Consider the following 13377-nt stretch of genomic DNA (forward strand, 5'->3'; position numbering starts at 1 on the left):
AACGCCCGCCACCCCGACGTCCTGACCGCCCACCGCCGCCACCGCGCCAAAATCCGCAGCGAACGACACCGCCGCTGGGGCCAACCCGCCAGCCGAGCCGCATAACCAACCCGGCCAACGTTTGTGGTCAGGGCACTAGTGACCTCGCACTCAAGAGTCCGCCTGACAACAAAGGTTGTCAAGCGTCCGCGATCGTTCGCCCTTACTGGCCGGTTTGGCTGCTCGGGTGGCTGCCCTTCGGAATCGCGCAGGACTGTCCTCGGCGCGTCCACCTCTCGGTCAGGCCCCGATTCAGGCGGCTCGTGGACCGAGGGCCGAAGGGAGACCGTGTCGAACGAGTTGTGGTCGACCCCGGCGGCGTAGAAGTCGGGTCGGGTCCGCGACGGGCGGGCAATGAAGGTAGGGCGTTCAAGCGTCTCGGAAACCTCCTCGACAAGCGACACTGCACAGCCTGGCAAGAGTGCCCGCCCTATTGGTCGGTACGGCCGGCACACCAGATCCTCAACGTCCTCCCTGCAGGGCAGGTTGCACTCCCCGACCTCGCGGCATTATCGGCCGCTGCCTCAGCAGACCGGCCTGAAGCACGAGCCGGACGACCTCCTGCTGCGAAGCGGAGAGATCGGCGAAGCTGACGCCGTCGGGCGGCGGCCCCTCGGGGAAGGCCAGGCCGAGCAGCAGCCGCAACGCGAGAAGGTCGCATCGACCCGGGCTCGGAACGCGCATCCGTTCGAGCAGGTATTCCGCCAACCACGGGACGGAGTCGACGGTGACACCGCCGAGGCCCGAGGCCGCCACGTCGGCTATCGAACCGCCGTAGAAAGGCCACTCCAGGACCGGCAGCTCGACCAGGCAGTCGGCCAACTCCGCCAAGAGCGCCAGGCCCCGTCACGTGAAACTTTGGTGAGCGTCAGCACGGGACGGGCCGTGTTCGGGATGATCAGCGCAGGGGAACCTTCGTCGCGCGAGCCGTCCGAGGTGCTGCCATGTCCGACACAGTGAGTCATCCACGATATCCCGTGCGCCCCTGGTACCGGCCGATGGTCGCCCGCCCCACCGACGAGCCGTACCGGAGGGTGACTCCGCTGGAACTGCTCTTCGATCTGTGCTTCGTGGCCGCGGTGCGGCAGGCCGCCGACCGACTGCACCACAACCTGGGCGAGGCCGACATCGGTCACGGGATTGGCCTCTACCCGGCGGTGTTCTTCGCGATCTGGTGGGCGTGGATGAACTTCACCACCTTCGCCTCCGCGTACGACCCCGAGGACGACGTCTACCGCCTCACGACCCTGGTCCAGATCGCCGGGGCGCTGGTGATCGCCGGTGGCGTACCCCGCGCGTTCGACCGCGGCGACTTCTCCGTCATCACCTACGGGTACGTGATCATGCGGCTGGCGATGGTCGCGCAATGGTTGCGCGTCGCCCGCAGCGACCGGGAGCGGCGGGCCACCGCACTGCGCTACGCCGTGGGCGTCATCGTGCTGCAGGCGGCCTGGATCGCCCGGCTGGCACTGCCCGGAGGGTGGCACTGGCTGTTGCCCGGCTTCCTGGCGATCGTCCTCGGCGAGCTGCTCTTACCCTTCTGGGCGAGACGCCCCGCTCCGATCATCTGGCACCCACGCCATATAACCGAGCGGTACGGCCTATTCACCATCATCGTCCTCGGCGAGTCGGTACTCGCGGCCAGCCTCGCCGTCCAGACCGCCTTTGACCGGGGGACCAAGGCGAGCACTCTTCTGTCGATCGCCGGTGCCGGCATCGTGATCGTCTTCGCGATGTGGTGGCTGTACTTCGATCGCCCAGTTCAGCACCTGGCGGCCTCGCCGCGCGTGGCGCTGCTGTGGGGATACGGTCAGTACCTGATCTTCGCATCGGCGGCTGCGCTCGGCGCGGGCCTCGCCGTCGACGTCGACTACCAAACCGGCACCGCGCACCTCGGGCGCGTCGCCGCAGGGTACGCGGTAGCCGCGCCGGTCGCCGTCTACCTGCTCGCAGTCTGGACGCTGCACATCCGCCCGTACGAGCAGCTGAAGATGACCGTGCCGTACTGGGCCACGGCGGCGCTGGTGCTGCTCACACCGCTCACGCCGGCGCCGTCCCGCCTGACCGCTCTGCTCCTCGCCACCCTCGTCGCCACCACCGTCGTCGCTACCCGGCGCAGGCAGGGCGCCGCCCGGACCGCGACGGATCACTAGCCTCGTTCTGCCGCTAACGCTCGACCTCAGCAGCGCTCTCCGGCTATTGCTCGAGCGACAGCGACTGTTCGGTCCGGTTTCGAGCCTTTGCACCTTGTCGCGCTCGAACACCTTCCTGGAGACCGGTCGGGCATGCGGGTGATGATGCCGTAGATGCTCTACGAAATGCTCGTAGTCGTTCTCGACAACGACCTCTTTGACGTACCAGGTGACGAGCCGCCAGCTGCGGCTCAGGGCCGACCAGGGTCTGTTGCGTTGTCCGTGTCGAGGGATCAAGGCAACAGACCCGCTGACCGTGACCACGTCCTTGCTGGTGATCTGGTTGAGTCTGGTCGAGTTGGGATCCATGTTCTCGGCAACACCCCGGACCGTGATGTCCCGGTCCGTGACGATAATGCCGACCGAATTGTCGTCGTCAGTCACCACCACGTCGCCGATCGCGCTGTCGCGCATCTCCTGCGCCGCGGCGGTGAGCGTGTCGTCGCCGTCCATCGTCACCAACCGGGTCGTCATGAACTCTCCGACCGTTGTCATGGTGCTCCCCTCTCGGTGTCGGCACCGGGGTCTACCTGCCACCCCGGTCGGGCTAACGTGGCCGGACTCAGCGGTGGCGCAGCCTGCGCCGCAGGTCGTAGAAGCCGTTGCTGGACAGGCCGTAGAAGAGCGGGAGCAGGAGCAGGACGACCAGCGCCGCCGGCACGCTGACCAGCCAGCCGACCAAGCCGGCCGCGGCGTACGCCATGATCCCGAGCAGCGCCCGGAGCCGCTCGACGGCGAAGAACCGGGGCGTGACGTGCCGTTGCAGCAGATCCCCGTGCCGGCTGAGGTAGTGGTAGAGCCAGAGCCAGGCCGCCGAGAGGACCACCCCGACCAGCCCGTACAACGCCACCGCGACGCCCTCGTCGAACCGGTCGCCCGCCTCCACCGCCTGGGAGACCACCGCGGTGACGAACGGCAGCAGGGCCACGCTGAACAACACGCCCAGGTTCGCCCAGTGCAGCCCGCGGTCGGTGCAGCGGATCCGATGGAAGGTGCCCTTGTGGTTCAGCCAGTTCACCGCGACGTAGAGGTACGACGTGACGTAGGCCAGGTAGACCGGCCAGCGGGTGAGCAGCGCGTGCAGCAGCCCACCCGGCGGTACCTCCGGGGTGCGCAGGTCGAGCACGAGCAGCGTGATGATGATGGCGAAGACGGCGTCGCTGAACCCGATCGCCCGGCCGGTGTCCGAGCGCAGGCCGGGGGCCTCGACGTCCTCGGCGTCCCGCTGATCCCGGTCGCTGTCCATCGGCTCCCCCCGTCCGCCGCGCTCCCGACGGGATCGCCGGAGGCGGTGAGCAGGAGCGACGCATACCCACCGTCGGCGACTTCGTGCGGTGATCCAATGTCGGGAACCCGGGCCGCCGAGCGGTGCCGCCGTGGCGGTCGGCGGACCGGTCCGCGCGCGAGGTCACCCGCGTGGGGGCATCCCGTAGACGCGCTCGACGTGCAGCCGCAGCACGAGGCGACGCTCGGCGACCATGGCCCGCCGGAAGTCGTCCCAGTCCGGGTGTTCGCCCTGAACCGCCCGGTAGAGCCCGAACAGTGGCACCGTTGCATTGAAGGTTGGCAAGATCGAGGCAGGCTTGAGCAGTGAAGTCATCGACCCGCTCGCGCCCTTGGTTGCCTCCGACGTCGGCGTTCGCGGGTTCCGGTTCCCGCCCGAGGTGATCGTGGTCGTGGTCCGCTGGTATCTGCGGTTCACGTGCCACCCGGAAGGGGTGTTCTTGGCAGGAAATACTCCGTGTCCTCCCGGTGTGCATAGGGTCAGGCGGTAACCCGTCCTCTGTACGTCATGACGTGGGCGAGGAGCGCAGCGGGATGACGGTCGAGACCACGGCGATCGCCGCCTGATGCGCGCGGCGTTGATCATGCTGGCTACGCTGGTGGTGGCCGTGCTGCTGGACATCGGCACGCGCAGGCTCGTCCGTCGCGCCAACCACGGTCGCTACCGGTGGGTCCTGGGACCACTGCGGAACGCCTGCCGCCGTCCGACGGCCGCCGCGCTGCTCCTCACCGGGCTGTACCTCGCACTGCCGCCGAGGCCGACCGGATGGCTCGGCGACGTCCGACATGCCATCGGGCTGTTGCTCATCGGCAGCGTTGCCTGGCTGGTGATCAGGGCGTTGCACGTCGCCGAGGGCGTCACCTTCAGCCGGCTGCCGCCGGAGGTGGTCGCGGACCGCCGGATCCGGCGGGCCCGAACCCAGATCCGCCCCGTCCGACGCTTCACCGCGGTAGTGGTCACGATCGTGGCCATCGGCCTGATCATGACCACCTTCCCGCCCATCCGCGCGTTCGGGATCTCCGTCCTGGGCTCGGCCGGCGTCGTCGGCGCGCTCATCGGCCTGTCCGCCCGGACCGCGCTGGGCAACGCGTTCGCCGGTATTCAGGTCGCCTTCTCGGACGGTCTGCACGTCGGCGACGTGGTGGTCATCGAGGGCGAGTGGGGCCGGGTCGAAGAGGTCAAGCTGACCAACGTGGTCGTCCGGCTGTGGGACGACCGGACGCTCATCCTGCCGACGATGTACTTCACCGAGCGCCCGTTCCAGAACTGGTCCCGGCACGAGGCGCGGGTGGTCGGCAAGGTCCAGATCCACGTGGACCACACCGCCGACCTCGAGGACCTGCGCACGGAGACGCAACGGCTCGTCGAGTCCTCACCGCTGTGGGACCGGAGCCAGTGGGTACTGCAGATGGTCGACGCCACCGCAACGAGCGTCGTGATCGAGGTGCAGGCCGCAGCCGCCGACGGGCCCAGCGCCTGGGACCTCCGCTGCGACCTCCGCGAGGGCCTGATCCGCTACATCCGCGACAACCACCCGCAGTGGCTCCCCCGCACCCGCAGCGAGTACAAACCCTGACCTCCCCGCAAACCCACAAAAGCCGCCTTGACGGGCGAAAGGTGCGCAGCGGTCAGGTGGGCCTGTGCCGAGGACCCACCCTACCGACAGGAAGGTATGAGGTGTCGCTCGACGCGTTCCGGGCGCCGTTGCGTTGAGCGTTGGCAAGATCGAGGCAGGCTTGAGCGGTGAAGCCATCAACCCGTCCTCGCACCTGGCTGCCACCGAAGTCGGCGTTCGCTGGGTTCCGGTTCCCGCCGGAGGTAATCGTGGTCGCGGTGCGCTGGTATCTGCGGTTCAACCTGTCCTACCGCGACGTTGAAGAACTGCTCGTCGAACGTGGCGTCGAGGTCGACCACGTCACCGTCTACCGATGGGTACACCGGTTCACGCCGCTGCCGGCCGACGCCGCCCGGTTCTGCCGCCACTCGCCAAGCGACAGGTGGCTCGTCGACGAGACCTACGTCAAGGTCAACGGGGTATGGCGCTACGTGTACCGGGCGGTCGACCAGTACGGGCAGGTCATCGACGTGCTGGTCTCGGCACGTCGCGACGCCGACGCGGCCCGGCGGTTCTTCCGCCGGGCGCTGTCAACGTTGAAGGTGACACCCGCGGAGGTGGTCACCGACGCCGCGGCGGTCTACCCCGGCGTCCTGGATGAGCTGATCCCGCAGGCGTGGCACCACGTCGAGCGGTACGCCAACAATCCGATCGAGGCTGATCACAGCCAGCTGAAACACCGGTTGAGACCGATGCGGGGTCTACGGACGGACAAGACGGCACAGGTGATCATCGCTGGGCACGCGTTCATGCAGAACCTCCGCCGCGGACACTACGAACTCGCCGTCGACGCCCCGCCGGCTACACGGGTCGCCGCGGCGTTTACCGAACTCGCCCAGGCGATCTGACCTCGAACCCGAGAAGGGTGCGACACGTCCGCCGATCCCACAACGCAACGGCGCCCGCGCGGGCGCGCATCGCCGCCTGGTACACCGCCTCGGCGTAGGGGTAACGGGGAATCGCCGCATTGACGACGGTGAGCTGTTCCGATGGTTGGCCGTCGAGTTCCTCGGTGAGGGCGATGACGGCGTCGAGGGCTTCCCGACGCACGGCCTCCCCCTAGGGGTCGATCCACTCGTAGCCGCAGCCGTCGGCCAGGGGCGCACGGTAGGTGTCGACGGCGCGGCGCAGCGCGGCTACCCGCTCGGCCTTGCTGGTGGCGGCGTGGGCGGCGCGGATCGCGGGGCGCATGCCCCACAGGTCGATGTCGAGGGCGGTCGGGGTTCAGCTCGTAGCGGTGGTGGGTGAGTAGGTGCCGGGGCCGCTAATAGATCCTGTCCGCCCTGCGTGCGACTTCGTGGGGCGCGGCGCCAGCGGTCGGGACGGACCGTGGGCGCCGCGCCGCACGGGTCAGGCCGGGGCCGCCGGCCCGCCGGGCTCCTCGGTGGTACGCAGCCAGACGGCGGTGTCCGGCGGCACCAGGTCGTCGTCGAGCGGGCCGCTGGCCAGCAGCAGCCGCTCGTGCGGCGGCAGCGGCACCGCCACGTCGGAGAGGTTGACCAGGCAGCGGAAACCGTCGCCCCGGCGGTACGCCAGCACACCGGCGGGCGCGGGCAGCCAGATCAGCTCACCGTCGCCCAGTGCCGGATCGGCCCGGCGGATGGCGATGGCGGCCCGGTACAGCTCCAGCATCGAGTGCGGGTCGCCGGTCTGCGCGCGGACCGTGCGGTCCTTCCAGTCCGCCGGCTGCGGCAGCCAGGGCCCCGCCGAGCCGTCCGGGCTGAAGCCGAAGGGCGGCGTGTCGCCGGTCCAGGGCAGCGGCACCCGGCAGCCGTCCCGACCCGGGTCGACCCGGCCGGACCGCTCCCACATCGGGTCCTGACGCAGCTCGTACGGGATGTCCTCGACCTCCCACAGGCCCAGCTCCTCGCCCTGGTAGACGTAGGCGGCGCCGGGCAGCGAGAGGGAGAGCAGCGCGGCGGCCCGGGCCCGCCGGGTGCCCAGTTCCAGGTCGGTGGGGACGCCCTCGCGCTTGGCGGCGAAGCTGAACGTGGTATCCGTCCGGCCGTACCGGGTGACGTGGCGGGTGACGTCGTGGTTGGAGAGCACCCAGGTGGCCGGCGCGCTGACCGGGGCGTGCGCCGCGAGGGTCGCATCGACGCAGGCCCGCAGCTCGGCCGGCTCCCAGGCACAGCCGAGGAAGTCGAAGTTGAAGGCCGCGTGCAGCTCGTCGGGGCGGAGGTAGTTGGCGAACCGCTCATGGTCGGGCAGCCACACCTCGCCGATCAGCGCCCGCTCGCCGGGGTAGCTGTCGGCGATCCGCCGCCAGCTGCGGTAGATCTCGTGCACCGCGTCCACGTCGACGAACGGGTTCGGGCCGTCCGGGGTGGCTTCGGGCAGCGTCGGATCCTTGGCCAGCATCGCCGCCGAGTCGATCCGGATTCCGTCCACGCCCCGGTCGAGCCAGAACCGCAGGATGTCCTCGAACTCGGCGCGCACCCGGGGGTGGTCCCAGTTGAAATCGGGCTGCTGCGGGGCGAAGAGGTGCAGGTACCAGTCGCCCGGCGTGCCGTCCGGGTTGGTGGTCCTGGTCCAGGTGCGGCCCCCGAACGAGGAGACCCATTCGGTCGGCGGCAGGTCGCCGTCCGGGCCGCGCCCCTCGCGGAACCAGAACAGTTCGCGTTCCGGGGCGTCCGGGCCGCCGGCCAGCGCCGCTTGGAACCAGGGGTGCACGTCGGAGCAGTGGTTCGGCACCACGTCGACGATGGTCCGGATGCCGAGCGCGTGTGCCTCCGCGATCAGCGCCTCCGCCTCGGCCAGGGTGCCGAAAACCGGGTCGATGTCGCGGTAGTCGGCCACGTCGTAGCCGGCGTCGGCCATCGGGGAGGGGTACCAGGGGCTGTACCAGATCGCATCGACGCCGAGCGCGGACAGGTGATTCAGCCGGGACCGGATGCCGGCGATGTCGCCGGTGCCGTCGCCGTTGCCGTCGGCGAAGCTCCGTGGGTACACCTGGTAGATCACCGCTCCACGCCACCACGGACCATTGTCTGGTGTGGACACGAGCACCTGCTTTCTGCGTCAGTACGTCGGCGGGTTCGCCGGACCTGGATGTGTGTATCGGGCGAACTGTCGTTGTTCGCCGCGCACCTGCGGGGCTATCCCTTGAGGCTGCCTGTGGTCAGACCGGACATGATGTTCCGTTGGAAGATCAGAAAGACGATGACGGTCGGGATCGCGGCGATGACCGAGGCGGCGATCACCACGTTCATGGGCGTACCACCCGAGAAGGCGTAGATGCCGACGCTGACCGTCCGGGTCTCGGGCGACGGCATGACCAGCTTCGGCCAGAGAAAGTCCTTCCAGACCGCCGTCACGGCGAAGATCGAGACGACGCCGAGGATGGGGCGCGACATCGGCAGGATGATCGACCACAGCGTGCGCAGCGGCGTCGCCCCGTCCATGAGGGCCGCCGCCATCAACTCCTCCGGGATCGAGTCGAAGAACCGTTTCAGCAGGAAGATGTTGAACGCGTTCGCGACCGCGGGCAGCCAGATCGCAAACGGCGAGTCGAGCAGGTTGATGTGCAGGATCGGCAGGTCGATCACGGTCACGTACTGCGGAACGATGAGGACCATCGCCGGGATCATCAGCGTCGCCAACATCAGGCCGAGGATCACGTTGCCGAACACCGGTCGGAGCTTCGACAGCGCGTACGCCGCGGCGGTGTCGAGGACGAGCTGGAACAGCAGCGCGCCGGCCGCGTAGTAGAACGTGTTGAACAGCAGCTTGGCGAGGTCGAGGTTGTTCCACGCGTCGGCGTAGTTCTGTGACTGCGGATCCTTCGGGAACAGCGATGGCGGCGTCTGCGCGATCTCCTGGCCGGACTTGAGTGCGCCGGTGACCATCCAGTAGAGCGGCCCGAGGAAGACGAGCGTGAAGCCCACGACGACCACGGTGAGCAGCGCCCAGTAGATGACCCTGCCGCGCCCCCGCCGAAGCTGGGCGTGCGAGATGAGGGTCCGGCTCCCGGAGTCTTGTGCCATTTCCTTCCCCTAGTCCTGTTTCGAGCTCAGCCGCACGTAGGCAGCGGAGAAACCGGCCAGCACCACGAGCATGATCACCCCGAGCGCCGCGGCGCCGTTGAGATCGTTCTGGAAGAACCCGTGCTGGTAGATGAGGTACGCCACCGAGGTCGCGGAGTCCTCCGCGCCGGTACCGTTCGCGAGGATCAACGGTTCGATGAAGAACTGCATCGTGGCGACGATCTGCAGCATCGCCAGGAGCGCGAGGATCAGCCGGGTCTGCGGGATGGTGACGTGGCGGATCCGCCGCCAGATCCCGGCGCCGTCGAGTTCGGCCGCTTCGTAGAGTTCGCCGGGAATGTTCTGCAGTGCCGCCAGGTAGATCAGTACCGCGCCGCCCATGTTCATCCAGGTCGACGCGATCACCATCGCCGGCATCGTCATCTCGGGGGACTGCATCCACTGCGATGTCGGTAGGTGCAGCGCCTTGAGGATCGAGTTGAAGAGTCCCGCGTCGCCGGGGTCGTACGCGTAGAACTTGAAGAGGAAGAGCGCCGAGGCCGGCGGCAGCATCACCGGCAGGTAGACCAGGATCCGCAGGTACCCCTTCGCGTGGCGAAACTCGTTGAGCAGGATCGCCACGAGGAACGGCACCACGTACCCGAGTAGCAGCGCGAGGAGCGTGAAGTAGAACGTGTTCTTCCAGGCCGTCCAAAAGCTGGGGTCGGCGATGATGCGGTCGTAGTTGTCCCAGCCGACCCAGGTCGTGACGCCGCGCCGGGTGCGCTGGAAGCTCATGACGACGCCGCGGATCATCGGATACCAGGAGAAGAACCCGAAGCAGATCACCGCGCCGATCAGGAACGCGTGCCCGGTGAGATTGTCGCGTACCTTGCGGCCGAGGCTCGTACGCCGCGGCCCTGCCGGGTACGGCGACGCGGGGCGACCCGGTTTACTCTTCGTCCCTGCGACGGTGGTGATCGCCAAGGCAACTCCTGGGTGAGTCAGTGACCGAACGGTGCGGCTCGGACGGTGTGGGGGCCGGCGGCGGCCGGCCCCCACACCGTCGGATCATTTCTCGGCGGCCAGGAGCTGGTTGACCTTGTCTTCGGCCGTCTTGAGCAGCGCGTCGATGTTCGCGTTCGGGTTGGTCAGCACACCGGACATCGCGGCGTCGAGTACCGCGTAGATCGCCTGCGCGTTGCGCGGCTCACCCTTGATCGGGACTGGGTTCGCCTCGAAGAGCGCGAAGTTGGCGGTGTCGACGTTCGCGTTCGCCTTGCGCAGGTCGAGTTCCTGCTTCTGCGCGTCGCTGCCGTTGGCGAAGAGCAGCGGCTGGGGCAGACCCACCGGGTAGTTCTGCGGCTTGGCCCGGACGTAGTCGAACTGGCCCTTGCCCGGCGTCAGCTTCTGGTACGCGATCCACTTCAGACCGGCCTTGACCTGCTCGGGGGTGAGACCCTTCTTGAAGAAGTAGCCCTCGCCACCACCGAGCGTCGCCTTCGCCGCGCCGTCCTGGCCGGGCAGCGGGGCCATCGCCCAGTCCTGGAACTTGCCCTGGAACTGGCTGACGATCGCCTGGGTGGCGTCCGGCGCGCCGATGAACATGCCGACCTTGCCGGCGCCGGCGTTGGTCAGCAGGTCGCCCCACTGGAGCAGTTGGCGGTCGCCCATGCTGTTGTCGCCGTACCGCATGTCCTTGAGGTTCTGCAGGACCTGCTTGCCCATCGCGTTGTTGAAGTCGGCCTTCTTGCCGTCCGCGGTCAGCACCTGGCCGCCCTGGGAGTAGAGCAACGAGGTGAAGTGCCAGCCTCCGGTGTTTCCGGCGCTGTACTCCGAGTAGCCGGAGATGCCCTTGCCGAGCGCGGAGATCTTCTTGGCGGCGGCCCGGACGTCGCCCCACGTCTTGGGCGGGTTGTTCACGTCGAGCCCGGCCTGCTGGAACAGGACCTTGTTGTAGACCAGGCCCATCGAGTAGTTCTTCACCGGGACGGCGTAGAGCTTGCCGCTGTCGGTGAAGACCTGCTTGAGCGCCGGGTCGACGCTGTCCCAGGTCGGGACCGTGTTCTTGTTGGCGAACTCGGTGATGTCCATCGCCTGACCGGAGTCGAGCACCTGCTGGAGATCGGTCATGTACCCGTAGAACACGTCGGTAACGGTGCCGCCGGCGAGGCGGGCGGTGAAGTCGGGCGGGTTGTTGCACTGCTCGCCGACGCTGACGCTCTTGATGACGATGTTGGGGTTCTGCCGCTGGAACTCGGCGACGTCGTCGTTCCAGTTCTTCAGCAGCTCTTTCTGGGCGCCGACGGGCTGGCAGTCGACGGTGATGGTGACCTTGCCGCCTGCATCGGTCTTTGCGTCGTCACTCTTCGTGGAGCAAGCCACCAGGCTGAGCCCCAGGCCGGCCACGAGCGCTGACGCCGCAGCCTTCCGGTACTTCGGTACGGACATCTGTCCATCCCTTCGGGAACGGGAGTCTCCATGACCTTCGCTGATCTGCGGTGATCGTCACCGCGGCCGAACCCTGCTACTGATCTGTCTCCGCCCCAGGTGACCCGCCGCCTGGATCTGCGGCGGAGCGGGATGGTGATCTAGCTCTCGTGCGCAGCATGTTTCGTGGCGATGACGATACAAAACCGAACCTCGTCGCGCAAGAACTGAACCGAAACATGAAAGACAAGGACTAGCGCCGGTCCGGACGCAAAAAAGGACGGACCTCGGAGGGTCCGTCCTTTTTGTGCTCCGTCCCGCGCTACCCGGTCGCGGCCCGCGCCGGCCCGGTCGAACCGCGCACCACCAGCTCAGGTTCGAAGAGCAGTTCGTCGCCGAGCACGCCGGCGCCCTCGATCTGGGTCACCAGCAGGTCGACGGCCGCCTGACCCATCGTCTCGATCGGCTGCCGGACGGTGGTCAGCGGCGGATCGGTACAAGTCATGAACGCCGAGTCGTCGAAGCCGACCACCGAGACGTCCGCCGGCACCGCGCGGTCCAGCCGGCGCACCGCGCGGATCGCCCCCAGCGCGAGGACGTCGCTGGCGCAGACGATGCCGGTGGTCCCCCGGTTCACCAGCTTGGTGGCGGCCACTCGCGCGCCCTCCATCGAGAAGCTCGACCGCTCCACCCACTCCCCCGGCTCGCTCCAGCCGGCGATCCGCTGCATCGCCGCGAGCTTGCGCCGCGACGGGACGTGGTCCTCGGGGCCGAGCACCATGCCGATCCGCTCGTGGCCGAGCGAACGCAGGTGCCCGTACGCCTGCTCCACGGCCACCGCGTCGTCGGTCGAGACCCGGGGGAACCCCAGCTCGTCCACGCCCGCGTTGACCAGCACCACCGGCAGCCCGCGGTCGATCAGCCGTCGGTAGTGCTCGTGGGTGGCGTCGGCGAGGGCGTACGAGCCACCGGCGAAGATGACGCCGGAGACCTGGTGCTCCAGCAGCATCTCCACGTAGTCCGCCTCAGACACCCCGCCGATCGTGCGGGCGCAGAGCGCCGGGGTGAAGCCCCGCTGGGCCAGCGAGCCGGTCACCACCTCGGCCAGCGCCGGAAAGATCGGGTTCTGAAGTTCGGGCAGGACCAGCCCGACCAGCCGGGCCCGTTCGCCGCGCAGCTTCGTCGGCCGCTCGTAACCGAGCACGTCGAGCGCGGTGAGCACCGCGGTCCTGGTGGCCTCGGAGACGCCGCCGCGGCCGTTGAGCACCCGGCTCACGGTGGCCTCGCTGACCCCCGCCTTGCGGGCCACCTCACTCAACCGTTTCGTCACGGTCGCAATCCTACGTCGGATTCTTGCAAGAAATGAACCACCTACTGCCCGTGCGCGGCGCGATCCTCACACCCCGGCGCCGTACCTGGGACGGGCCGCGGCCGAGGGGGGTCCGCTGCACCAGGGACGCGTACGTGCGGTGGACCCTGGGCGAGAGCAGCCACCTGACTGACACCGCGCGGCTGGCCCGGACCTGGGCGGGCGGCGGCACGCCCTGTCGGAGCCGGCGGTCGCCCTGTCCGGCGCCGGCCCGACCGCGACGTCATCGCAAGATATGAACAAAGCGATGCTTGAATATTTACAAGCTACAGCAATAACATGAGCACGCCACGCCCATGGCCGCCCCGGCGGGCCCGCCCGCGAGCGGCGCCATCGGAACCTCGGGGCGGCGGCATCCGTCAGACCAACCCGAGAGAGTGGGTCATCCGATGTACGGAAGCTTCGACGAGGACGCCGCGCCGGGACGCCGGCGCCGCCGCATCGCCCGGGCCGCCGCGGTCACCGCCGCGGTGGCGCGCCCG

Annotated in this window: 11 protein-coding genes and 3 pseudogenes; 3 read left to right on the plus strand and 11 right to left on the minus strand. The window is 68.6% G+C overall.

What is annotated here, in order from left to right; all coding sequences use genetic code 11:
• Positions 1-501: 501 nt before the first annotated feature.
• On the minus strand, positions 502-870 hold the full coding sequence (locus tag DKL51_RS08610) for a hypothetical protein (protein WP_109943688.1): 369 nt from the start codon (positions 868-870) through the stop codon (positions 502-504).
• A gap of 113 nt (positions 871-983) precedes the next feature.
• Here DKL51_RS08610 and DKL51_RS08615 point away from each other — a divergent pair, with 113 nt between their 5' ends.
• Positions 984-2192, plus strand: a complete 1209-nt coding sequence (locus DKL51_RS08615; protein WP_109943689.1) for a low temperature requirement protein A — start codon at positions 984-986, stop codon at positions 2190-2192.
• A gap of 69 nt (positions 2193-2261) precedes the next feature.
• Here the strand turns inward: DKL51_RS08615 and DKL51_RS37090 are convergent.
• The 4 genes and pseudogenes from DKL51_RS37090 to DKL51_RS08630 form a co-directional block, all read right to left on the minus strand.
• Positions 2262-2495: pseudogene (locus DKL51_RS37090) on the minus strand (CstA-like transporter-associated (seleno)protein); the annotation flags it as partial.
• Positions 2481-2726 (minus strand): annotated as a pseudogene (locus tag DKL51_RS35645) (CBS domain-containing protein); the annotation flags it as partial. The pseudogenes DKL51_RS37090 and DKL51_RS35645, both read right to left, overlap by 15 nt.
• Positions 2727-2793: 67 nt before the next feature.
• Positions 2794-3477 carry a TMEM175 family protein gene (locus DKL51_RS08625; protein WP_109943690.1) on the minus strand — a complete coding sequence of 228 codons (684 nt, stop codon included), beginning with the start codon at positions 3475-3477 and terminating at the stop codon, positions 2794-2796.
• A 162-nt stretch (positions 3478-3639) separates the two neighbouring features.
• Positions 3640-3774: pseudogene (locus DKL51_RS08630) on the minus strand (PPOX class F420-dependent oxidoreductase); the annotation flags it as partial.
• Between the two features lie 307 nt (positions 3775-4081).
• Between DKL51_RS08630 and DKL51_RS08640 the strand changes: the two are divergent.
• Both DKL51_RS08640 and DKL51_RS08645 read left to right on the plus strand, forming a co-directional pair.
• Complete coding sequence (locus tag DKL51_RS08640) at positions 4082-5092, plus strand: mechanosensitive ion channel family protein (RefSeq protein WP_243422277.1); 1011 nt, start codon at positions 4082-4084, stop codon at positions 5090-5092.
• A 197-nt stretch (positions 5093-5289) separates the two neighbouring features.
• Positions 5290-5979, plus strand: a complete 690-nt coding sequence (locus DKL51_RS08645) for an IS6 family transposase (RefSeq protein ID WP_109943701.1) — start codon at positions 5290-5292, stop codon at positions 5977-5979.
• A gap of 211 nt (positions 5980-6190) precedes the next feature.
• Here DKL51_RS08645 and DKL51_RS36210 read toward each other — a convergent pair whose 3' ends face one another.
• The 6 genes from DKL51_RS36210 to DKL51_RS08670 all read right to left on the minus strand — a co-directional run bounded on the left by DKL51_RS36210 (position 6191) and on the right by DKL51_RS08670 (position 12856).
• A complete protein-coding gene (locus DKL51_RS36210; RefSeq protein ID WP_260428427.1) occupies positions 6191-6322 on the minus strand; it encodes a hypothetical protein in 132 nt (43 codons plus the stop codon).
• Between the two features lie 159 nt (positions 6323-6481).
• Positions 6482-8134, minus strand: a complete 1653-nt coding sequence (locus tag DKL51_RS08650) for a glycoside hydrolase family 13 protein (RefSeq protein ID WP_109943702.1) — start codon at positions 8132-8134, stop codon at positions 6482-6484.
• A 95-nt stretch (positions 8135-8229) separates the two neighbouring features.
• On the minus strand, positions 8230-9117 hold the full coding sequence (locus tag DKL51_RS08655; protein WP_109943691.1) for a carbohydrate ABC transporter permease: 888 nt from the start codon (positions 9115-9117) through the stop codon (positions 8230-8232).
• Between the two features lie 9 nt (positions 9118-9126).
• Entirely contained in the window at positions 9127-10083 is a 957-nt protein-coding gene (locus DKL51_RS08660; RefSeq protein ID WP_109943692.1) for a carbohydrate ABC transporter permease, read from the minus strand.
• 84 nt (positions 10084-10167) lie between these two features.
• A complete protein-coding gene (locus DKL51_RS08665; protein ID WP_109943693.1) occupies positions 10168-11547 on the minus strand; it encodes an ABC transporter substrate-binding protein in 1380 nt (459 codons plus the stop codon).
• Positions 11548-11848: 301 nt separating this feature from the next.
• A complete protein-coding gene (locus DKL51_RS08670) occupies positions 11849-12856 on the minus strand; it encodes a LacI family DNA-binding transcriptional regulator (RefSeq protein WP_243422279.1) in 1008 nt (335 codons plus the stop codon).
• Positions 12857-13377: the final 521 nt, after the last annotated feature.

This window comes from Micromonospora globispora, from assembly GCF_003857015.1.
In the GTDB taxonomy this organism is placed as follows: Bacteria; Actinomycetota; Actinomycetes; order Mycobacteriales; family Micromonosporaceae; genus Micromonospora; species Micromonospora globispora.

Coding starts and splice junctions, on each gene's coding strand:
- DKL51_RS08615 (WP_109943689.1), top strand. CDS start 984: ATGTCCGACACAGTGAGTCATCCACGATATCCCGTGCGCCCCTGGTAC.
- DKL51_RS08625 (WP_109943690.1), bottom strand. CDS start 3,477: ATGGACAGCGACCGGGATCAGCGGGACGCCGAGGACGTCGAGGCCCCC.
- DKL51_RS08640 (WP_243422277.1), top strand. CDS start 4,082: ATGCGCGCGGCGTTGATCATGCTGGCTACGCTGGTGGTGGCCGTGCTG.
- DKL51_RS36210 (WP_260428427.1), bottom strand. CDS start 6,322: ATGCGCCCCGCGATCCGCGCCGCCCACGCCGCCACCAGCAAGGCCGAG.
- DKL51_RS08655 (WP_109943691.1), bottom strand. CDS start 9,117: ATGGCACAAGACTCCGGGAGCCGGACCCTCATCTCGCACGCCCAGCTT.
- DKL51_RS08665 (WP_109943693.1), bottom strand. CDS start 11,547: ATGTCCGTACCGAAGTACCGGAAGGCTGCGGCGTCAGCGCTCGTGGCC.